Genomic DNA, 19,281 nt, shown 5'->3' with positions numbered 1-19,281 from the left:
TTACCGCACGGTGACCGGTTTCAGCCACCTATCCGGTTAGCTGGCACTGGCTGAAACGAGCCACGTCCCGCTGCTCCACAAGCGGTCGTTCCATGAAAAAAGAGAAGGTTCGCCGATGAGTTCACGACCAGTTTTCGCACCTCGGCACGGCGCCATCGCATCGCCGGGACGCCGTCTGTTCCTCAAGGCGGCCGGCGCCACCGCGCTCGCGGGGGCGATCGGCGCGACGCCCTACAGCGGCTCCACCGCCCACGCGGCGGACGGAGCCACCTCCGACGTGATCGTGATCGGCGCCGGGTACGCCGGCGGCACCGCCGCCCGGGAACTGGCCGCTCAGGGCCTGAAGGTGACGGTCCTGGAGGCCCGTGACCGCATCGGCGGCCGCATATGGACCGACACCTTCGCCGGGCAGCGGATCGAGCTGGGCGGCGGCTGGCTGAGCCCCGACCACGAGCTGGTCGCCCACGAGATGCAGCGCTACGGCCTGACCAACGTCGGCGACGTGGTGCCCGTCCAGTCCGTCATGCCGTCCTCGAACGGCTTCCAGGCGATGAGCCCGGCGGAGGCCAACGCGCACCTCGGCACCCTGTTCGAGCAGTTCCACGAGGGCTCGCAGGAGTACTTCGCCCGCCCTCACGACCCGCTGTACCGGGCGGACCTGCTCCAGCAGATCGACCAGCTCTCGTTCACCGACCGCATCGCCCAGCTGTCGATGTCCGAGCTCGACAAGGAGTGGCTCGCCGGCTACTTCACCGCCTACACCGGCAACGAGAACAGCCGCCGTGCCATGACGTCCATGGCCCAGTGGTGGGCCCTGGGCGGCTGGAGCATGGAGGGCTGGGAGAAGCAGACCGCCTACAAGCCGGCCGGCGGCATGACGGAGCTCCTGCAGAAGATGCTGGCCACCTCCGGCATCGCCCTCAAGCTGTCCTCGCCGGTCGCCGCGGTGACCAGCGCTTCGGACGGCGTCCAGGTCAAGCTCGTCAGCGGCCAGGTCTACAAGGCCGGTGCGGTGGTGGTGGCGACGCCGGTGAACACGTGGAAGACCATCCAGTTCAGCCCGGCGCTGCCCAGCGCCCACACCGCCGCCACCACCGAGGGCGTGGGCGTCTCCCTGTCCACCAAGATCTGGATGCAGCTGAGCGGCAGCGTGGAGGCGGTCTACGCGCAGGGCACCGAGAACTCCGCCCTGCCGCTGATGATCCCGCAGCAGGAGCTGTCCGGCGGCGGCCGGCTGATGGTCGGGTTCGCCGGCTCGTCCCTGAACGTGGCGGACAAGGCGGCGGTGCAGGCCGCCGTCCGTACCTACATACCGGGCGCCACCCTCGTCAGCTACCGCGCCCAGCAGTGGGGCGCCGACCGCTACGCCCGCGGCGGATGGGGCCTGCGGCGCCCGACCCAGCTGCTGCGGCAGCTGCCGGCGCTCCATCAGCCGCACGGCCGCATGGTCTTCGCCGGTGCCGACATCGCCTCCGGCTGGAACGGCGCCTTCATCGAGGGCGCGGTGGAGACGGGGATGCGCGCGGCGCAGCAGGTGGCCGCTCTCGTCTGAGCCACGCGCTCCGGCGTCACGGCCCCCGGCCCTCCGCCCGGCCGGGCGGAGGGCCCTTTCACGGCCGCGAGCGGGAGCCCCGTGCCGGCGGGGGCTCCCGACCTTCCTTCGAACGTCCAGGCTGAAAAGAACGCTCTACTGATACCATCGACGGGTGAAGATGAAGCCACCGGACGATACAAGCCGCTCGGCAGCCACCGAGGAGCCGGTGCCCGCTACGCGCGAGCGCATCATTCGGGCGGCCTCGCGGCTCATGCAACGGCAAGGCTACGACGGCACGGGCATCAAGCAGATCTCCCAGGAGGCCCGAGCCACGCTCGGCTCCGTCTATCACTTCTTCCCCGGCGGCAAGCAGGAGCTGGCCCTCGCGGCCATCAGCCGCGGGGACCAGGAATTCGTCGAGGTCCTGCGGGCCGGCCTGGCCGGCGACCCCGATCCGGCGAGGGCGGTCGTCGTGCTCACCCGGAACCTGGTGGAGAGCCTGCGCGCCTCCGACTGGGTGGACGGCTGCCCCATCACCACCACCGCCCTGGGCACCGTGGGCCGGCTGCCGGACATCCAGTCGGCCGCGGCGGACGCCTTCGCCCGCTGGCGCGGCATCGTCTTCGACCGGCTCCTGGAGTCCGGCGTCGGCGAGAGCGACGCCCGCGACCTCGCCCACACGGTGATCAGCACGCTGGAGGGCGCGGAACTGGCCGCCCAGGTCTCCCGCAGCAGCCGCCCCTTGGAGGTGGCGGGCCAGCACCTGTCCCGCCTGATCGCCTCCTACCGCTAGGACCTGTCTGACGCTTCCCGCCTGCCTCGCGACGCCATGCACGCCCTCTCGCCGCACCGGGCGCAGAGCCGAGTACATCCCGTACGAGGCTCTGCGCCCGGCACGCCAAGAGCACGCACCTGACGCCGCGAGGCCGCCCTGCGGGCGACGACGCGAATGGTCAGACAGGCCCTAGAGCGACCGTCCAACTCGGGTGATCTCCACGACGGCACACCCGAAGCCGCGCGCGTCCCCGTCGGCGAGCACGAGCGTCTCCCCGCGCTGCGGCCCTTCCTCCTCCAACAGCCGGGGAAGCTGCGCGAGTTGCCCGTCGCACGAGGGCCCGCTCCCCGCCGGCGACGGGAGGAACCGCACGACGTCGTCCTCCGCGCGTCCGCACGCGGCCAGCGCCAGCCGCACCACCTCACACTGTCGTTCCCCGAGCCCGGCGGGGCCGGCCGCCGCGGCGGTGCCGCGGCTGTGTCCTCTCCTGCGCCACCGGGGGGTGTGCCGTTCGGGCACGCTCCAGGCGAGGTCGGAGCGGAGCAGGGACCCGTGGGGCGGGCCGCCGCCCAGCACGGCGGTCGCCAGCACCCGCGCCACCCCGGCCGACGCCGTCAGCACGAGCCCGGTCGCCTGCCCCGCGGACAGCCGGTCGTACGGCACCGGATCCCCGCCCGCGGTGGTGACCAGGGCGGTCAGCGGCGTCCGGGGCCGGCCCGACACGTACTGCGCCGCCAGATGCAGCGCCACCAGGGCGCCGCCGGTGGGCCGCCGCACCTCCCAGGCGGTGGCCCGCGGACACCCGAGCCCGCGCACCACCGCGGCGGCGGTGCCGTCCCGCGCACCCGCCGCCCCGGTCGGGGCGTGGATGACGAGGTCCAGCCCTCCGTCGGGCACGCCCGACCGCCGACGGGCGGCACGAGCGGCACGCAGCAAGGCGCCGTCGGCGTCCGCTCCGTCATCGGCGCCCGGCCGGCGGTGGCCGGCGCGGCGGCGCGTTCCTGTCACCGCGTCATACGGCGGCGGCGCACCAACAGCGGTGGCCGCCGCGCCGATCCACACGTCGGGCCAAGCGGTGACCTCCGTGCTGTACAGCTCGGGCGGGAGCGTCATCGCCATGGGCCACCCGGCCCCGTCGACGCGCCGCCCGGGGCGACGGAGGTCTCGGCCCGCGACACGCTTCCCGCGGCGGGGAACCCGGCGTACGTCGGCTGCCGGGCCGGTGCGGCGAGCGCGGCGGTGACGGTCCGGCCGACGGCGTCGAGGTGATCGTTCAGCCGGCCCGGGTACTGCACGCCCAGCACGGCGCAGGCGGGCGTCAGGAGCCGGGCGAACGACACGAAGGCGCTGGCCGCGCCACCGGCGTGCGGGAAGCGGACCAGCCGTACCGGCGGGCCCGTACCGGCGGGCACCGTCCCGGCCGGAGCGCACGTTCGCAACCACTCGCTGCCCACTTCGACTCTCCTGCCTCGCACTCCGACGTCATGGCCGCCAGGCCACGCCCCCATGCTGCGGGCGGCGACTCAAAGCACGGACAAGGAACGCACAAAGCGGCCCCGCGGCGGACGGAAAAGTGACATTCGTGGACGCCGCCGTTTGCCCCGCGCACCGGCCACGGACGACGATCCTGCTATCGGGCGAGGCACGCGACGCGCCACCTCGCTCTCCCGGGCCGTCACGCGCGAGGGGTGCTCACCGACGGAAACCCTCCCCGGGACCCTCGGCCGGGCCGATTCCCCACCGCACGGGCATCGGCCCGGCCGGACCAGCCGTCGACGACGCCGGCCTCGTCCTGAACGGCGAGTCGGGGAGACTCGTCGAGGACGACACGTGCAGCCGGGGCCGAGCGACGGCGGCGGGGGCGTCGGCGCGGGCCGCCGACTGGCGGTGGCCCGCGCCTCGAAGGGAGTCCGGATCGAGTCCCTCGATCCCTGGTTCGCCCCGTAGGCGACCGACCACCTCGATGGCGGGCAACGAGTCGCTGCCGAGTGCGAGCCGGTACGACGCCCCGGTGCGAGGTCACCGGCGCGTCGTGCCGCCGTCCAGCCCCGCGATCGCGGCGAGCCGCTGGTAGGAGTCCAGCAGCGCTTCCCGGTCGTGGGTGCTGGTGGTGACGAGCACCTCCTGTGCGCCCGTCTCCTTCAGCACCGACTCCAGTCCGTGCGCCACCTCCTCCTCGGTGCCCGCCAGTTGGCCGGTGAGCCCCGACTCGTAGAGGTCGCGCTCCTTGGCGGTCATGGACAGCGCCTCGACCCGCTCGGCGGGCGGCAGCGGCGGGAAGGTGCCGTGCGTACGGGAGTGCGCCATCGACCAGGCCTCCGGGATCAGCAGACGGCGCGCCCGCTCGGGGGTGGCGGCCACCGCGACCGTCCCGGAGACGACCACGTAGGGCTCGCTCGCCCACTCCGAGGGGCGGAACAGGTCGCGGTACCGGTCGATGCCGCGACGCATCCGGTCACGGTCGCGGAGGTCGCCGATGACCATCGGCAGGCCCGCGCGGGCCGCGATCGTGGCGCCCTCACCCATGGCCAGCACGAACGGCGGCACGGTCAGGCCCTCGGCCGGCCGGGCGTGCACGCCGGTGGGGGAGGTGCCGCGGAACCAGCCCAGCAGCTCGTCGAGCTGGGCCGCGAAGTCCTCCGCGTCGCCCTTGTCGCGTCCCAGCGCCCTGCGTACCCCGTCGGTGAAGCCGACCGAGCGGCCCAGACCCATGTCGACGCGCCCCGGGAACAGCGATTCGAGGACCCCGAACTGCTCGGCCACGACCAGCGGCCGGTGGTTGGGCAGCATGACCCCGCCGGTACCGACGCGCATCGTCCGGGTCGCCCCGGCGACGGCTGCGGCCAGCACGGTCGGCGCCGAACCCGCGACCCCCGGCACCCCGTGGTGCTCGGAGACCCAGAACCGGTGGTAGCCGAGCCGCTCCACCTCGCGCGCCAGGCGCACGGTGTCACGCAGCGCCTCGGGGCCGGAGTGCCCCTCGCGCGTGCGGGAGCGGTCGAGGACGGAGAAACGGGTCGAGGCGATCACGGAACTCATACCAGTCTCAACACCCGGCGCTCCACATGATTCCGCGCGGCCGCGCCCCGTCTAGGCTGTGCGGTGTGACCGACCGCAGCGAGCGGCCGCTGGCCGTGTTCGACCTCGACAACACCCTCGCCGACACGGCGCACCGGCAGCGGTTCCTGGAGCGCAGGCCGCGCGACTGGGACGCCTTCTTCGCCGCCGCCCCGCAGGACCCGCCGCTCGCCGAGGGCATCGCGCTGGTCCGGGAGAGCGCCCGGGAGTGCGAGATCGTCTACCTCACCGGGCGCCCCGAGCGCTGCCGGCGCGACACGCTGGACTGGCTCGCCGCACAGGGGCTTCCCGCGGGCGAGGTGCACATGCGCGGCAACGCCGACCGCAGGCCCGCCCGCCACACCAAGCTGGCCGTCCTGCGCCGCCTCGCCCGTACCCGGGAGATCCGCGTGCTCGTGGACGACGACGAGCTGGTCTGCCTGGATGCCCGGAGGGCGGGCTTCACCGTCGTCCAGGCCCGCTGGACGGCCCCGTCCGGGGAGCTGAAGGACGCGCAGGAGCGGGAAGGACGGACCTGAGCGGAAGGCGGACCCGAGCGGCAAGGACGGACTGAGCGGGACCCGAGCGGGAAGAGCGGACCCGCGCTCCGGCCCGTCTCAGTCCGTCCCCTCCAGGCGGAAGCCGACCTTCAGCCCCACCTGCCAGTGCGCGATCCGCCCCTCCTCGATCTGGCCGCGCACCTGGGTCACCTCGAACCAGTCCAGATTGCGCAGCGTCTGCGAGGCACGCTCGACGCCGTTGCGTACGGCCTGGTCGACGCCCTCGGGCGAGGTGCCGACGATCTCCGTGACCCGGTAGGTGTGGTTCGACATGCGGGTGCTCCTCTCCCCGACGGCCGGCCCCTGGCACGGGGCCGCGTACGTCACACGTCACTCCACCGTGCCCCACGGGGCGGCGGAGCGCGAGGCGTCGGCCCCGTTCGCCTGACGAGCTTGACCTACTCATTGGTCCATACCAAGATGCTGGTCACCCGCCCGAGCTTCCGCTCGCCCCCCACGTCGGGCCCGCCCTGTCCCTCCAGACAGAAACAGGACCCCTCGTGAGACGCCGTCTGCTCGCCCTTGTCTGTGTGTCCGCCTCCCTGCTCGGCGGCTGTGGGCTGCTACCCGACAGCGGGGCCGAACGGCGCACGGTCGTCGTGTGGTTGATGCAGCACAGCGCCTCGCAGGAGTTCCTGGACCGCTTCACGAAGGAGTTCGAGCGCGAGCATCCCGGACTCGACGTCGACATCCGCGTCCAGGACTGGACCGGAATCGGCGCGAAGGTGCAGAAGGCGCTGGAGACGGACGAGCGGGACGGACCCGACGTCATCGAGGTCGGCAACACCCAGGTCACCCAGTACGCGGAGGGCGACGGACTGCTCGACCTCACCCTGGAGTCCATGCGGGACTGGGGCCGCGACGCATGGCTGCCCGGCCTCGCCGAACCCGGCCGGTGGGGCTCCCAGCAGTACGGCATCCCCTGGTACGCCGCCAACCGCGTCGTCATCTACCGCAAGGACCTCTTCCGCGAGGCCGGCGTCACCGCCCCGCCGAAGACCCGCGACGAGTGGCTCGCCCTCACCGAGAAGCTCGACACCGGCGGAAACCAGGGCATCTACCTCGCCGGACAGGACTGGTACACCCTCGCCGGCTTCATCTGGGAGGACGGCGGAGACCTCGCCAAGGAACGGGACGGCGTCTGGCGCGGCACACTCGACAGCCCGGCGGCCCTGCGCGGCATGGACTTCTACCGCCGGCTCCAGGCGCTCGGTGACGGACCCGTCGACGCCGACGAGGAACACCCGCCGCAGGCGGGCGTGTTCTCCGAGGGGCGGGTCGCGCAGATCGTGGCCGTGCCCGGGACGGCCCGGGCCATCGTCGAACAGAACCCGCGCCTGAACGGCGAGTTGGGCTACTTCCCCGTCCCCGGCGGAACCGCCGGCAAGCCCGGTGCCGTCTTCATCGGCGGCTCCGACCTCGTCGTCCCGGCGAACACCGACGCCAAGGAGGGTGCCATCGAAGTCGTCGCCGCGCTCACCGGCGCCCGGTGGAACACCGAACTGGCCCGCACGATGAACTACGTCCCCAACAAGGCCGGCCTCGCCGACGCGGTGGCGGGGGAGGAGGGGGTCGCGGCCATGGCGGCCGGAGCCGCACAGGGACGCGCGACCCCCAGCACACCCCAGTGGGGCGCGGTCGAGGCGGACAACCCGATCAAGGAGTACATGACGAAGGTGCTCACCGGATCCGACCCGGCCACGGAGGCCGGGCGCGCCGCACGACGCATCACCGAGGCCCTCGCCTTCGACTAGGGCCTGTCCGGCGGCTCGTGCCGCAGACGCGGGGCCCGGCGCGCTCCGGCAGGCCGGGCGCCGTCAGCGGGCGATGCTCAGTGACAGCGCGAACCGCCCTTCCCCGTCCGTCCACCACCGGGCCAGGTCCAGCCCCGCGGCCGACAACTCCCCACGCACTCCCTCCTGCCGGAACTTCGCCGACACCTCGGTGCGCAGTTCCTCGCCCGCCGCGAAGTCCACGGCGAGATCCAGACCGGGGATCTTCACCGACTGCGCGGTACGGGAGCGCAGCCGCATCTCGATCCACTCCCGCTCGGTGTCCCACAGGGCCACGTGGTCGAAGGCGGCCGGATCGAAGTCGGCCTCCAGCTCCCGGTTGATCACGGTCAGGACGTTCTTGTTGAAGGCGGCCGTCACACCGGCCGCGTCGTCGTACGCCCGGACCAGCACCGTCTCGTCCTTCACCAGGTCCGTGCCCAGCAACAGGGCGTCGCCCGGGGCGAGCAGGGCACGGACGGAGGCGAGGAACGCGGCACGCTCGGCGGGCAGCAGATTGCCGATGGTGCCGCCGAGGAACGCCACCAGACGCGGTCCCGGCGTGTCGGGCAGTGTCAGCCGGGCGGTGAAGTCGGCGATCAGCGCGTGCACGTCCAGCCCCGGCCGCTCGGCGACCAACGCCTGCCCGGCCAGGGTGAGGGCGCTCTCACTGACGTCGACCGGGATGTAGGTGTGCAGCCCGGTGAGGGCGTCGATCAGGTACCGGGTCTTCTCCGAGGAGCCGGAGCCCAGTTCGACCAGGGTGCGGGCACCGGACGCGGCGGCGATCTCACCGGCGCGGGCCAGCAGGATCTCGCGTTCGGCGCGCGTCGGGTAGTACTCGGGCAGCGCGGTGATCTCCTCGAACAGCTCGCTGCCGTGCGCGTCGTAGAACCACTTCGGCGGCAGCGTCTTGGGGCTGCCGGTCAGGCCCGCCCGGACGTCGGCGCGCAGGGCGGCGTCGGTGGCGTCCTCGGGCAGGGTGCGGGTGAGAAGGAACGGACTCACGTAAGGGGCTCCTTCGCAGGTGCGGGCGCGCCGGCGGACGTCAGGGCGTCGCCGGGTTCCTTGAGCGGGGTCAGCGCGACGTCCGTGCGGCTCGCCACGAGCAGGGTGCGGTCGGGGACCTCGCACCAGTGCGGATCGTCGTCGTAGGGCTCGGAGGCCACGACGGTGCCGCCGCCGGGCCGGGTGAGGTACCACAGCGTGTCGCCCCAGGCGGTCGCGGTGACGGTGTCGCCGCCTGTGAGCAGCAGATTGAGCCGGGACCCGGGTGCCGCAGCGGCGACCTCCAGGACCGTGTCGGCCAGCGCCCGGCCCTCCTCGTCACCGGCCCGCAGCCGGGCGAGGACCAGGGCCCACACGAACGCGGAGTCGTTGCGGGCCTCCAGCGACAGGACGTCCTCGGCGGACAGGGCCGGCACGAGCGGCGCGAGCGAGCCCGGCCAGCCCGGCACCGCCCCGTTGTGGCTGAACAGCCAGGTCCCGGCGGCGAACGGCGCGGCCGCGGCCTCCGCGTCGGCACCCGACAGGGTCGCGTCCCGTACGGCGGCGAGCAGCGCCCGGGTCCGCACCACACGGGCGAGATCCGCGAACGACAGGTCCGCCCAGACCGGCCCGGCCCGGCGGTACCGGGCCGGCACCGGATCGCCCTGCGCGTACCAGCCCACGCCGAAACCGTCGGCGTTGACCGTGCCGTACCGCTGCCGCCGGGGCGCCCAGGACTGGCGGTACAGCCCGTGCGCGGGCTCCACGAGCAGCCCGCCGAGCGGTTCCTCCGGACCAACGTAGGCCACATGACGGCACATCAGACGTCCTCCGAGCGCGCCGTGCGGAACCCGGAGAAGATCTGCCGCCGGATCGGCAGATCCCAGTTGCGGAACGTCCCCCGGCAGGCCACCGGGTCCACGGCGAACGAACCACCGCGCAGCACCTTGTGGTCCGGCCCGAAGAACACCTCCGAGTACTCCTTGTACGGGAACGCCTTGAACCCGGGGTACGGCAGGAAGTCGCTCGCCGTCCACTCCCACACGTCGCCGATCAGCTGTCGCACTCCGAGCGGGGACTCACCGGCCGGGTAGCTTCCGGCGGGCGCCGGACGCAGGTGCCGCTGACCGAGGTTGGCGTGCTCGGGCCCGGGGTCGGCGTCGCCCCACGGGTAGCGCATCGCACGGTCGCCGGCCGGATCGTGACGGGCCGCCTTCTCCCACTCGGCCTCGGTGGGCAGCCGGCGCCCGGCCCAGCGGGCGTAGGCGTCGGCCTCGTACCAGCACACGTGCAGTACGGGCTCGTCGGGCGGCACGACCTCGGTGACGCCGAACCGGCGCCGCAGCCACTGCCGGCCGTCACGGCGCCAGAACAGCGGCGCCCTGATGGAGTTGCGGCGGATGTGGGCCCAGCCCTCGGCGGTCCACCAGCGTGACTCGTCGTAGCCGCCGTCCTCGATGAACGCCTGGTACGCGGCGTTCGTCACCGGGGTGGTGTCGATGAAGAAGGAGGGCACCTCGCGCCGGTGCGCGGGGCGTTCGTTGTCCAGCGCCCATGGCTCGTCGGAGGTGCCCATGGTGAACGGGCCGCCCGGGACGAGCACTTCGGACGCCCCGGTGAACAGCGGCACCGGCTCAGGGTCCGGGGCGGTCAGGGCCTGCGGGCCCCGGCGGAGCTGATGGGTAATCAGCATGGTCTCGTCGTGCTGCTGTTCGTGCTGCGCGATCATCCCGAAGGCGAAACCCGCCTCCGTCAGCCGTGTCCCGTGGAACGCGGCGCCCTCCAGCACGTCCAGCGCCCTGCCGCGCACATCGGCGGCGTACCGGCGGGCCTCGTCCGGCGGCAGCAGCGGCAGGCCGGGGCGTTCGGCGCGCGGGTGCTCGAAGGCGTCGTAGAGGGTGTCGATCTCGGGCCGTATCGCCTTCTGGCCGGCGACGGCCCGCAGCAGCCACTGCTCCTCCTGGTTGCCGATGTGGGCGAGGTCCCACACCAGCGGGGACATCAGCGGCGAGTGCTGCGCGGTCAGATCGGGCTCGTCGACGCAGCTGGTGAGCAGCGTGGTGCGGTCCCGTGCGGTGATCAGCGAGGCGACCGCGCGCTCGCGCAGGGCTTCGGCGTCGAGGGCGGGGTCGGTCATGAGGGGGTGTCCTTCCCGTGCGGGTGCGTGTCGTCGGGGTGTGTGCCCGGGGCGTTCGAGGAGGAGGTGCCGAGGGCCGTGGTGCGCGGCTCGGCGAGCAGCTCGTCGAGCAGGTCGTCGGCCGGACAGCGGCCCCGGGCGACATAGCGGTCGGCGTACGCCTCGACGGCGTCGACGATGTCGGTGGTGGCGCCGAGCCGGGGCAGGGCGCGCAGCGCCGCCGCGAAACAGGCGACGGCCACCTCGCGCAGCTCCGGGTCGGACAGCCCGTCACGGGCCGCGTCCCGCCAGAGCGGGTTGTGCGGCGCGGGCATGCCGTGCGTGCGCTCGGCCAGCGGCTTCACCGCCCGGTAGGCGGTCTCGGCGGCCTCCGGGTCGTCGAACAGCGCGGTCGTCACGGCCAGCGGCACGATCCAGCCGTCGTCACCGGGCTGCGCGTCGATCATGCGCAGTTCCAGATGGCCGCGCGGCCTGACCGGCGGGAACAGGGTCGTGGCGTGGTAGTCGAGGTCCTCCCTGGTCGGTGGTCTGGGCGCGTGGGACCTGGTCCACTCCCGGAACGTCAGCCCGTCCGGCACCTGCCACGGCCCGCTGTCGCGCCGTACGCACATGACGGGCGCGTCCAGCACATGCCGGGCCCAGGCGCCGCGCGGGTCGGAGTCCAGTACGGGGCCGCCCGCCCGGCCGGCGCCGATCTGCGCCCAGCGCAGCTGCCGCGTGGACCGCCAGCCGGTCGGCCGGTGACCGGCGAACGGGGAGTTGGCGAACACGGCGACCAGGACCGCGCCCAGCTGGTGCGCCAGCCACCAGCGCCGTACATGGCCGAGGGGTCCGGGCTCCTCGTACCCGGCGTCCAGGGACACCTGCACGGAGGCGGAGGTGCACATCATGGCCCGCCCGGCGGGACCGGTACGGTCGAGACAGGCCTCCATGGCGTCGTAGCGCGGTTCGCGCAGGAACCGGCGGGGCGTGTGCCAGGGGTCGTGGCCGAGCCCGACGAGTCGCAGACCGTCCCGGCGGAGCACCGCGCGGACGGCGTCGAGGTCGGCGGAGACGGTACCGATGCACTCCATCAGGGAGGCGGCGGGCGGCGAGCTCAGCTCCAGCTGGCCGCCGGGCTCGATGGTGAGCGCCGACCTCAGGGGCACGGTCCGCAGGGCGGCGTAGGCCGCTTCGAGTCGTTCGGGTGACACGGGGAGCCGCGGTTCCCGCAGCTCGTGGACGAGCCATTCCACCTCGACCCCGAGGCGGCGCGGCGGTCCGGTCTTGAAGCAGATGCCCCGCACCAGGGCTTCCACCTCGGCTTCCGTGACGGCGGTACGTGGCTGGATACAGCCACCTGCCGAATCGGACATGTCGGAGTCCTCCTGAGATTCCACCATGTCGCCGGCCCGGGGATCCAGTGGCCCCGGCCGGCACCAACTCGTCCACCCAAAACCTTCACGTCGCCCGGCACAAGGGCGCCTGGTGGGGCGTTCCGGGTCGGTCATCCTTTCTTCCGGCCTGTTCCCGCGGGGTTTCCCGTCCGTTTCCCCGGGCTTTCGGGGGAGGCGGAAACTCCGTTGCGCCGCTTCACCAGCATCGCTCAGGATGCTTGCGTGAGCACGACGAGAGAGATCGCGCGGCGCGCGGTCACGGCGGCTACGGGGGTGGCGCCGTGAGCGCGCGCCTGCGTGGCATCGCCCGCGAGACCGAACAGATCGTGGCGGCGGGTTCCTACCGCGCACCCGGCGGGCACGAGGTGTCCCTCGCGGCGGCGATCGGGGCCGCGGCGCGCGGTACCCGGACGCACGGCCCCGAACCGGTCCCGGTCCCGGCGTTCCGTCCGGCGGAGACCCGGTTCGAGGTCACCGGCGAGAGCAGCCTGGAGGCGGCGCGCCGCCTCGCCGGCGCGGACGGCGGGCCGGCCGTGCTGAACTTCGCCTCCGCCCGCAACCCCGGCGGCGGATACCTGAACGGTGCCCAGGCCCAGGAGGAGGCCCTGTGCCGCGCCTCAGCGCTGTACACCTGCCTGCTGCGCGCCCCCGGCTTCTACGACCACCACCGCGCCCACCGCGACCCGCTCTACACCGACCGGGTGATCCACTCACCCGCCGTGCCGGTCTTCCGTGACGACCGCGGCCGGCTCCTGGACGAGCCGTTCACGGCCGGCTTCCTCACCTCGCCCGCGCCCAACGCGGGCGTGATCCTCTCCAGGACACCGGAGCGCGCCCGGGAGCTGCCCCGCGCCCTGGCCGTACGGGCAGGGCGCGTGCTGGAGACCGCCCTGGCCCACGGCTACCGGCGGCTGGTGCTCGGCGCCTGGGGCTGCGGGGTGTTCCGCAACGACCCGGCACAGGTGGCGGCCGCCTTCCGGGCGCATCTGGAGCCGGGCGGGCGCTTCTCGGGGGCCTTCGAGCACGTGGTCTTCGCCATCCTGGACCGCACCCGCGACAGCGTGGTCCGCGCGGCGTTCGAGCGCACGTTCGCGGACTCGCTGTCGGATGCGGCGGTGCTCAACTCCAGCCGTACCGCTCCCGCAGCCGCTGACGCACGAGGTTGAACCGCATCCGGTCCAGCGCGCACGCCTCCCGGCGCATACCCCCCTCGTGCAGCCGCAGCACCCGGTCCACGTCGACCCAGGAATGCCGGCCCGACCGGTCCCACGGTCCGCTGCCGATCGGCACCCACTCCCGGTCCCCGGCGTGCCGCTTGCTGGACAACTGCACGGCGAGGAAGGTGCCGGCCGCCTCACGGGCGACGACGAGCACCGGACGGTCCTTGCCCCGGCCGTCGTTCTCCTCGAAGGGCACCCAGGTCCACACGATCTCCCCGGGATCGGGGTCGCCGTCGTGCGCGGGCGAGTACTCGGTGCGCACCCGGCCCACCTCGCGGGGCGCGGCCTCGACGGTGGCGGAAGGGCCGTGGCGGCCCGGGGCGTTCTCAGGGCTGTAGGCGGTCACAGGCGTACCGTACGGCACCCCGGCGGCACCCCCGGCGGGGCCCTCTCACGCGGCCGGGGAGTCCACCGCCGCCGTCGGCCGCGGCGGCCACACCTCGTGCCAGCGCGACTCCGCCTCCAGCTGCGCGGCCAGACCCACGAGCACCGGCTCGCTGTTCGCCGGGCCGAGCAACTGGGCGCCCGCGGGGAGACCGCCGTTCACGAAACCCGCCGGCACGTTGACCCCCGGCCAGCCGAGGACGTTCCACGGCCAGGCGTAAGGACAGGCCGCGATCATCGCCCGGTCGGTGGCCAGGCCGCTCAGTTCGAGCAGCGCGCCGATGCGCGGCGGGGGAGCGGCGGTGGTGGGCGCGAGGATCACGTCGTACGACGTGAAGAACCCGCCGATACGCCGCTGCAGCACCGTCTCCGCGCGCCGCGCCGCCCGCAGCGGGACCCCGCCGAGCAGCCGGCCCATCCGTGCCGCGCCCCGGGTGCGCCTGTCGAGCAGTTCGGGGAACGGCGCCTCGCCCACCCACTCGGCGATGCCCGCGGTCGCGCGGGGCACGAAGGTCAGCCCGATCCGTCCGTACGGCGGGTCGGCCTCCTCGACCGTGTGCCCCAACGCGGCCAGTTTCCCGGCCAGTTCCAGGACCCTGGCGCGCACCTCGGCGTCGAGCCGGGCGGGCACCGCGGTGAACGGCGGCTTCAGCGAGAGCGCGATCCGCAGCCGCCCGGGGTCGCGGCGGGCCGCCCCGACCGCGTCGACGGCCGGCGGACGGTGCGGGTCCAGGTCGTGATTGCCGCTCGCCGCGTCCAGCAGCAGGGCGGCGTCGGCGACCGTGCGGGCGAGGGTGCCGTTGACGGTGATGCCCTGGAAGGACTCACCGCGCGGCCAGGTGGAGATCCGGCCGCGCTGCGGCTTGATGCCCACGAGATGGGTCCAGGCGGCGGGGATGCGCACCGAACCGGCGCCGTCCGAGCCGAGCGCGGCGGGCACGAGGCCGGCCGCGACGGCGGCGGCGGAGCCGCCGGAGGAACCGCCCGGGGTGTGCTCGGTGTTCCACGGGTTGCGGGTCGCCCCGAAGGCCGGCCCCTCCGTGAACGGCCACTGCCCGAACTCGCAGGTGTTGGTCTTGCCGACGATCACCGCGCCGGCCGCCCGCAGCCTCCGTACCGCCTCGCCGTCCGCCGCGACCGGTGGGAACTCGCCCCGGCAGCCGAAGGCGGTCGGCTCGCCCGCCACGTCCATGTCGTCCTTGACCGCGACCGGCACCCCGAGCAGCGGCAGCCGCTCCCCGGCGGCCAGCCGCCGGTCGGCGGCCTCGGCCTCGAGGAGCGCGGCGTCGGTGCGCACGATCCGGAAGGCGTTGAGGGAGGACTGCGTCGCCTCGATCCGCGTCAGTGCCTGCTCGACGAGCTCCCGCGACGTCATCTCCCCGGCGGCCAGCGCACGGGCGGTCTCCGCCAGGCCTGCGGCACGGTCGATCGACATGCGGGCACCTCCTGAGCGACGCGTCTACCGAACGGTAACCTCCGGGGGGCAACGAGGGAACGCCCCCGGCGCGAGCGTCTCGCTCCGGGTCGGTGGCAGGAGCAAAAGATGTCTGACCCGCTTCGCGGGTGGAACGTGGGTGGCATGGGCAAGACCGCGCTGATCGTCATCGACATGATCAACACCTACGACCACCCGGACGCCGAACAGCTGATCCCGTCCGCCGAGTCGGTCGTACCGGTCGTCGCCGCCCTGCTGGAACGGGCACGGCGGCGGGACGTGCCGGTGATCTACGTCAACGACAACTTCGGCGAGTGGCGCTCCCACCACGGTGAGCTGGTGGACAGGGCTCTGTCCGGGCCGCACGCGTCCCTCGTGGAGCCGCTGCGGCCGGACGGGTCCTCCCTCTTCGTCGTCAAGGCCCGGCACTCGATCTTCTTCGAGACCCCGTTGGGCTATCTGATCGCCCAGCAGGGCATCGAGCGACTGGTGTTGTGCGGCCAGGTGACGGAGCAGTGCGTCCTCTACTCCTCGCTCGACGCGCACATCCGTCACATCGACGTGGTCGTCCCGCGGGACGCCGTCGCCCACATCCACGCCGACCTGGCGGACGCCGCCCTGCGCATGATGGAACGCAACATGGGCGCGCACGTGTGCGACAGCGACGAACTGTGGCGCTGACGGACGGTGCCGTGCGTCACCGGGCGGACACTGGTCCCATGAGCCGTCCCTTGCTTCCGCCCCGCGAGCTCCGCCCCTACCTGGACGAACTGGTCCACCGCACCCGCGCCGTCTGCGGGCCCCACCTGGTGAGCGTCCTCGCCGTCGGGTCCCTCGCCCTCGGCGACTACCGGCACGGACGCAGCGACGTCGACGTGACGGTCGTGGTGGACCGTTCGCTGCCCCGGCGGGCGCTGCCCGAGCTGGCCGACGCGCTGGCGCACCCCGCCCTGACGTGCCCGGCGGCCGGGCTGGAACTGGTCGCGTACCCCGCAGACCTCGCCGCCGGTCCGTCCGGCGAGGCGGGGTATCTGCTGGACCTCAACACCGGACCGTCCCTGCCCGAGCGGGTCAGTTACGACCCGCGGGAGGCACCGGCGTTCTGGTACGTCCTCGACCGGTCCCTCGCCCACCAGTGCGGCCTCCCGCTCTTCGGCAGGCCGGTGCGGGACGTGATCGCCGCACCGGAGCGGCCCACCGTGCTCGCCGCACTCCGCGCCTCCGTACGGGAACACACCGAGGGCGAGGGGCACGTGGCCGACAACCGGGTGCTCAACGGCTGCCGTTCCGTGGTGTACTGCCGCACGGGCCACTGGTTCGCCAAGCGCAGGGCGGCGGAGGTGATCGCCGCCTCCGAGGAGGCCTTCCGGCCGCTGGTCACCGACGCCCTGCGCAGCTTCGAACGCCCCCGGGAGTCCGCGCTCACGCTGCCCGGGCCGGCGGTGCGGGACTTCCTGGCCTGGGTGGCCGCACGCGTGGACGAGGCCGTCGAGGCCGAGGGCGGCCACACCGGCTGAGGTGACGGGGACGGGGCGACGCCGGCCACCTCTTCGCCCCGATTCCCGCTCGACAGCCCTCGCCACCGCTGTCTAAGCTGCTGCGCGCGGCATCGCGTGTCGGTCACCGGTCGGGTGAGGCATGGAGGTACCGCGGATGCCCGTGGAGGCATTGACACCGTGTCAGTCGAGTTCAATCACACCATCGTTCTCACCCGTGACCGGGAGAAGTCCGCCCATTTCCTCGCCGAGATCCTGGGGCTGGAGGTCGGGGAACCCGCCGGGATGTTCCTGCCGGTGACGACCGCCAACGGAGTCACCCTGGACTTCGCGACCGTCGGCATCGACATTCCGACGCAGCACTACGCGTTCCTCGTCTCCGAGGACGACTTCGACGGGATTCTCGCCCGGCTCGTGGACGCCGGGGTCCCCATCCAGGCCGATCCGCACGGCAGGCACCCGCGCCACATCAACCGCAACGACGGCGGACGCGGCGTCTACTTCCAGGACCCGGCCGGCCACGGCCTGGAAGCCATCACCCGCCCCTACGGCACCGATCCCGCCTCGCCGCTGAACGGCGTCACGGAGGAAGTCCCCGGGGCCGTCTAGACGCAAGGCGGCCGGGGTGAGGCGGGCCACACCGCCTCGTCCCGGCCGCTCAGCTTCCCTCCGCGGGCAGCGGCGCGGGTGCCGGATCGTGCGGTTGCCCGGTGTCATGGTCGTGGCGGGGGAGCAGCAGCGGTGTGGCCAGCAGCAGGAGGCCGGCGAGGCCGATCGCGGTGCGCGGGCCGGTGAGGGCGGCCAGCAGTCCCCACAGGGCGGTCAGCGCGGCGATGGCGGCCTTGCTCGTCGCCGACCACGCGGACAGCGTCCGGACGACCCGGTCCGCCGGGGTCCGTTCCAGCCGCCGGGTGGCGAACACCGGGTTGAACACGCCCATGCAGGCGATCAGCCCGAACTCGACCACCATGACGAGCACCAGTCCGCACGTGCCCGGTCCGACGAACGCCAGCCCGAGCGACCAGCACGCCCGCGAGGCCCCCGCGACACGCAGCACCCGCTGCGACCCGAACCGCGCGACCAGCCGCCGGGACAGCCGCGAGCCGATCAGACCGCCGACACAGGGCACCGCGAAGGCGAGCCCGTACTGCCAGGGCGCGAACCCGAGCGGGCCCACCATCAGCACGACGAGCAGCGGCGAGGACGCCATGATCAGCCCGTTCACCAGGACGGTGTTGAAGAACAGCGGCCGAAGCGCCGCACTGGCGAGGATGTACCGCCATCCGTCGAGGAGGTCACCCGCCCGAAGCCGAGCGCCCTCGTCGGGACGCGCCGGACGCCTGTCCGTACCGCCGACCGCGCGGAGCGCACCGGCCGACAGCAGATAGCTCGCCGCGTCGGCCACCACCGTCGTCATCGGACCCAGCCATCCGATCGCCGCCCCGCCGAGCGGCGGCCCGAGCATGGTCGCGGTCCAGTTCGTCGCCTCGAACCGCCCGTTCGCCACGAGCAGTTCCTTTTTCGGCACGAGTTCCTTGAGGAACGCCCCGACGGCCGCGTGGAACGTGATGTCGGCCGCGGCGACCACGACCGACACGACCAGGAGCTGACCCACGGTGAGCGCGTCGAGGGCGTACGCGACCGGAACGCTGAGCAGGACCGCGCACCGCAGGAGATCCGTCGCGATCATCACCGGCCGCTTGCGGCGGAACTCCACCCACGGCCCGAGCGGCACCGCGAGCACCGCGCCGACCGCCGGCCCCACCGCCGCCAGCAGCGACACCTCGACCGGATGGGCGTCCAGCACCAGCACCGCGACCAGCGCGAACGCGTCGAACGCGAACCTGGTGCCGAACGTGCTGACCCCGTAGGCCGCCCACAGCCACCCGAACCGACCCGGCGTCCGCCCCTCCACCATGCCCCGCTCGCCCTCGTGCCCCGCCGGCGACGGCCGTCGGCGACCGGCACATCAAAGCGGGTGGAGCGTCGGCCGGGCAAACGGCGCACGGCCGGGCAGCGCGCGACCGGTCGTGGTGGCCGGTTTACGCGCCGCGCAGCGGGCTACGCGGCGGACACGGGGAATTCAGGCCGGCCACTGACCGGGAGGTGCCCATGACCCGGCGCATACGGGACGTGATGTCCGCGGACACCGCGTCCGTCGAGCCCATGACCACGGTGGCGCGGGCGGCGCGCCTGATGCGTGAGCAGGACATCGGCGACGTCCTCGTCGCCTACGACTGCGATCTGTTCGGGGTGCTCACCGACCGCGACATCGTGCTGCGGGCCGTCGCCGAGGGCAGCGACCCCGAGGCCACGACGGTCGGTTCGCTGTGCACGCGCCCGCCCCTGGTGACGCTCGACCCCGAGGACACCACCGAGCACGCCGTCGAGCTGATGCGGCGGTACGCGGTCCGGAGGCTCCCGGTGGTCGAACGGGGCGGCTGCCCCGTGGGCATGGTCAGCCTCGGCGACCTCGCCGTCACCGAGGACCCGCACTCCGCCCTGGCGGACATCAGCACGGCGGCCCCCACCCACTGAACCCGGGCCC

20 protein-coding genes are annotated in these 19,281 nt (G+C 73.5%); 9 read left to right on the top strand and 11 right to left on the bottom strand.

Annotation, left to right across the window (positions count from 1 at the left end; all coding sequences use genetic code 11):
• Window positions 1-115: 115 nt before the first annotated feature.
• Window positions 116-1,552, top strand: a complete 1,437-nt coding sequence (locus tag IE178_RS08615; protein ID WP_184762575.1) for a flavin monoamine oxidase family protein — start codon at window positions 116-118, stop codon at window positions 1,550-1,552.
• Between the two features lie 160 nt (window positions 1,553-1,712).
• Window positions 1,713-2,327, top strand: coding sequence for a TetR/AcrR family transcriptional regulator (locus IE178_RS08610; RefSeq protein WP_184762845.1), 615 nt, complete (start codon window positions 1,713-1,715; stop codon window positions 2,325-2,327).
• Window positions 2,328-2,498: 171 nt separating this feature from the next.
• Here the strand turns inward: IE178_RS08610 and IE178_RS08605 are convergent, their stop codons facing one another.
• From IE178_RS08605 to IE178_RS08595, 3 genes are all read right to left on the bottom strand, one after another.
• Window positions 2,499-3,428, bottom strand: coding sequence for a beta-ketoacyl-[acyl-carrier-protein] synthase family protein (locus IE178_RS08605; protein WP_193511823.1), 930 nt, complete (start codon window positions 3,426-3,428; stop codon window positions 2,499-2,501).
• A complete protein-coding gene (locus IE178_RS36900; protein ID WP_438874358.1) occupies window positions 3,419-3,763 on the bottom strand; it encodes a thioesterase domain-containing protein in 345 nt (114 codons plus the stop codon). The genes IE178_RS08605 and IE178_RS36900 overlap by 10 nt, the downstream gene beginning before the upstream one ends.
• 565 nt (window positions 3,764-4,328) lie before the next feature.
• Entirely contained in the window at window positions 4,329-5,348 is a 1,020-nt protein-coding gene (locus tag IE178_RS08595) for an LLM class flavin-dependent oxidoreductase (protein ID WP_193511821.1), read from the bottom strand.
• A gap of 65 nt (window positions 5,349-5,413) precedes the next feature.
• Here IE178_RS08595 and IE178_RS08590 point away from each other — a divergent pair, with 65 nt between their 5' ends.
• Window positions 5,414-5,905, top strand: a complete 492-nt coding sequence (locus tag IE178_RS08590; RefSeq protein ID WP_184762579.1) for a phosphatase domain-containing protein — start codon at window positions 5,414-5,416, stop codon at window positions 5,903-5,905.
• Between the two features lie 78 nt (window positions 5,906-5,983).
• Here the strand turns inward: IE178_RS08590 and IE178_RS08585 are convergent, their stop codons facing one another.
• Window positions 5,984-6,199 carry a dodecin gene (locus IE178_RS08585; protein WP_184762580.1) on the bottom strand — a complete coding sequence of 72 codons (216 nt, stop codon included), beginning with the start codon at window positions 6,197-6,199 and terminating at the stop codon, window positions 5,984-5,986.
• A gap of 227 nt (window positions 6,200-6,426) precedes the next feature.
• Here IE178_RS08585 and IE178_RS08580 point away from each other — a divergent pair, with 227 nt between their 5' ends.
• Window positions 6,427-7,680, top strand: coding sequence for an extracellular solute-binding protein (locus IE178_RS08580; protein WP_193511820.1), 1,254 nt, complete (start codon window positions 6,427-6,429; stop codon window positions 7,678-7,680).
• Between the two features lie 63 nt (window positions 7,681-7,743).
• Here IE178_RS08580 and egtD read toward each other — a convergent pair whose 3' ends face one another.
• From egtD to egtA, 4 genes are read right to left on the bottom strand one after another with little or no spacing between them, the layout of a single operon-like run.
• Complete coding sequence (gene egtD, locus IE178_RS08575) at window positions 7,744-8,706, bottom strand: L-histidine N(alpha)-methyltransferase (protein WP_193511819.1); 963 nt, start codon at window positions 8,704-8,706, stop codon at window positions 7,744-7,746.
• Entirely contained in the window at window positions 8,703-9,506 is an 804-nt protein-coding gene (gene egtC, locus IE178_RS08570) for an ergothioneine biosynthesis protein EgtC (protein ID WP_184762583.1), read from the bottom strand. The genes egtD and egtC overlap by 4 nt, the downstream gene beginning before the upstream one ends.
• Window positions 9,506-10,822: an ergothioneine biosynthesis protein EgtB gene (egtB, locus tag IE178_RS08565; protein ID WP_193511818.1), complete on the bottom strand. Its 1,317-nt coding sequence runs from the start codon at window positions 10,820-10,822 to the stop codon at window positions 9,506-9,508. The genes egtC and egtB overlap by 1 nt, the downstream gene beginning before the upstream one ends.
• The gene (egtA, locus tag IE178_RS08560) at window positions 10,819-12,177 is read right to left on the bottom strand and encodes an ergothioneine biosynthesis glutamate--cysteine ligase EgtA (RefSeq protein WP_318279916.1); all 1,359 of its coding nucleotides are present in this window, start codon (window positions 12,175-12,177) and stop codon (window positions 10,819-10,821) included. Before egtA ends, egtB begins: the two co-directional genes overlap by 4 nt.
• Window positions 12,178-12,479: 302 nt before the next feature.
• On the opposite strand from egtA, the gene IE178_RS08555 reads away from it, so the two are divergent.
• A complete protein-coding gene (locus IE178_RS08555; protein ID WP_193511817.1) occupies window positions 12,480-13,364 on the top strand; it encodes a TIGR02452 family protein in 885 nt (294 codons plus the stop codon).
• Here the strand turns inward: IE178_RS08555 and IE178_RS08550 are convergent.
• Both IE178_RS08550 and IE178_RS08545 read right to left on the bottom strand, forming a co-directional pair.
• Window positions 13,318-13,764 (bottom strand): type II toxin-antitoxin system PemK/MazF family toxin, encoded by a 447-nt coding sequence (locus IE178_RS08550; RefSeq protein ID WP_184762586.1) that lies wholly within the window; start codon window positions 13,762-13,764, stop codon window positions 13,318-13,320. The genes IE178_RS08555 and IE178_RS08550 overlap by 47 nt on opposite strands.
• Window positions 13,765-13,809: 45 nt before the next feature.
• On the bottom strand, window positions 13,810-15,237 hold the full coding sequence (locus IE178_RS08545; protein ID WP_193511816.1) for an amidase: 1,428 nt from the start codon (window positions 15,235-15,237) through the stop codon (window positions 13,810-13,812).
• 144 nt (window positions 15,238-15,381) lie between these two features.
• Here IE178_RS08545 and IE178_RS08540 point away from each other — a divergent pair, with 144 nt between their 5' ends.
• The 3 genes from IE178_RS08540 to IE178_RS08530 all read left to right on the top strand — a co-directional run bounded on the left by IE178_RS08540 (window position 15,382) and on the right by IE178_RS08530 (window position 17,342).
• Window positions 15,382-15,918: a cysteine hydrolase family protein gene (locus tag IE178_RS08540; RefSeq protein ID WP_184762846.1), complete on the top strand. Its 537-nt coding sequence runs from the start codon at window positions 15,382-15,384 to the stop codon at window positions 15,916-15,918.
• A gap of 38 nt (window positions 15,919-15,956) precedes the next feature.
• Window positions 15,957-16,754 (top strand): nucleotidyltransferase domain-containing protein, encoded by a 798-nt coding sequence (locus IE178_RS08535; protein ID WP_193511815.1) that lies wholly within the window; start codon window positions 15,957-15,959, stop codon window positions 16,752-16,754.
• Window positions 16,755-16,913: 159 nt separating this feature from the next.
• Complete coding sequence (locus IE178_RS08530) at window positions 16,914-17,342, top strand: VOC family protein (protein WP_193511814.1); 429 nt, start codon at window positions 16,914-16,916, stop codon at window positions 17,340-17,342.
• 49 nt (window positions 17,343-17,391) lie between these two features.
• On the opposite strand, the gene IE178_RS08525 is transcribed toward IE178_RS08530, so the two are convergent.
• Window positions 17,392-18,651 (bottom strand): MFS transporter, encoded by a 1,260-nt coding sequence (locus IE178_RS08525; RefSeq protein WP_193511813.1) that lies wholly within the window; start codon window positions 18,649-18,651, stop codon window positions 17,392-17,394.
• Window positions 18,652-18,845: 194 nt separating this feature from the next.
• Between IE178_RS08525 and IE178_RS08520 the strand changes: the two genes are divergently transcribed.
• Window positions 18,846-19,271 carry a CBS domain-containing protein gene (locus IE178_RS08520; protein WP_184762591.1) on the top strand — a complete coding sequence of 142 codons (426 nt, stop codon included), beginning with the start codon at window positions 18,846-18,848 and terminating at the stop codon, window positions 19,269-19,271.
• The last annotated feature ends 10 nt before the right edge of the window (window positions 19,272-19,281 follow it).

Source organism: Streptomyces griseoloalbus, assembly GCA_014650015.1.
GTDB lineage: Bacteria > Actinomycetota > Actinomycetes > Streptomycetales > Streptomycetaceae > Streptomyces > Streptomyces griseoloalbus.
The sequence above is the reverse complement of the archived record's forward strand: the minus strand, read 5'-3'. Positions and strand labels throughout refer to the sequence as shown.

Bases quoted from the DNA above. Each gene is read 5' to 3' on its own strand.
- IE178_RS08615 (WP_184762575.1), top strand. From the start codon at position 116: ATGAGTTCACGACCAGTTTTCGCACCTCGGCACGGCGCCATCGCATCG.
- IE178_RS08610 (WP_184762845.1), top strand. From the start codon at position 1,713: ATGAAGCCACCGGACGATACAAGCCGCTCGGCAGCCACCGAGGAGCCG.
- IE178_RS08605 (WP_193511823.1), bottom strand. From the start codon at position 3,428: ATGGCGATGACGCTCCCGCCCGAGCTGTACAGCACGGAGGTCACCGCT.
- IE178_RS08595 (WP_193511821.1), bottom strand. From the start codon at position 5,348: ATGAGTTCCGTGATCGCCTCGACCCGTTTCTCCGTCCTCGACCGCTCC.
- IE178_RS08585 (WP_184762580.1), bottom strand. From the start codon at position 6,199: ATGTCGAACCACACCTACCGGGTCACGGAGATCGTCGGCACCTCGCCC.
- egtC (WP_184762583.1), bottom strand. From the start codon at position 9,506: ATGTGCCGTCATGTGGCCTACGTTGGTCCGGAGGAACCGCTCGGCGGG.
- egtB (WP_193511818.1), bottom strand. From the start codon at position 10,822: ATGACCGACCCCGCCCTCGACGCCGAAGCCCTGCGCGAGCGCGCGGTC.
- egtA (WP_318279916.1), bottom strand. From the start codon at position 12,177: ATGTCCGATTCGGCAGGTGGCTGTATCCAGCCACGTACCGCCGTCACG.
- IE178_RS08545 (WP_193511816.1), bottom strand. From the start codon at position 15,237: ATGTCGATCGACCGTGCCGCAGGCCTGGCGGAGACCGCCCGTGCGCTG.
- IE178_RS08540 (WP_184762846.1), top strand. From the start codon at position 15,382: ATGGGCAAGACCGCGCTGATCGTCATCGACATGATCAACACCTACGAC.
- IE178_RS08535 (WP_193511815.1), top strand. From the start codon at position 15,957: ATGAGCCGTCCCTTGCTTCCGCCCCGCGAGCTCCGCCCCTACCTGGAC.
- IE178_RS08525 (WP_193511813.1), bottom strand. From the start codon at position 18,651: ATGGTGGAGGGGCGGACGCCGGGTCGGTTCGGGTGGCTGTGGGCGGCC.
- IE178_RS08520 (WP_184762591.1), top strand. From the start codon at position 18,846: ATGACCCGGCGCATACGGGACGTGATGTCCGCGGACACCGCGTCCGTC.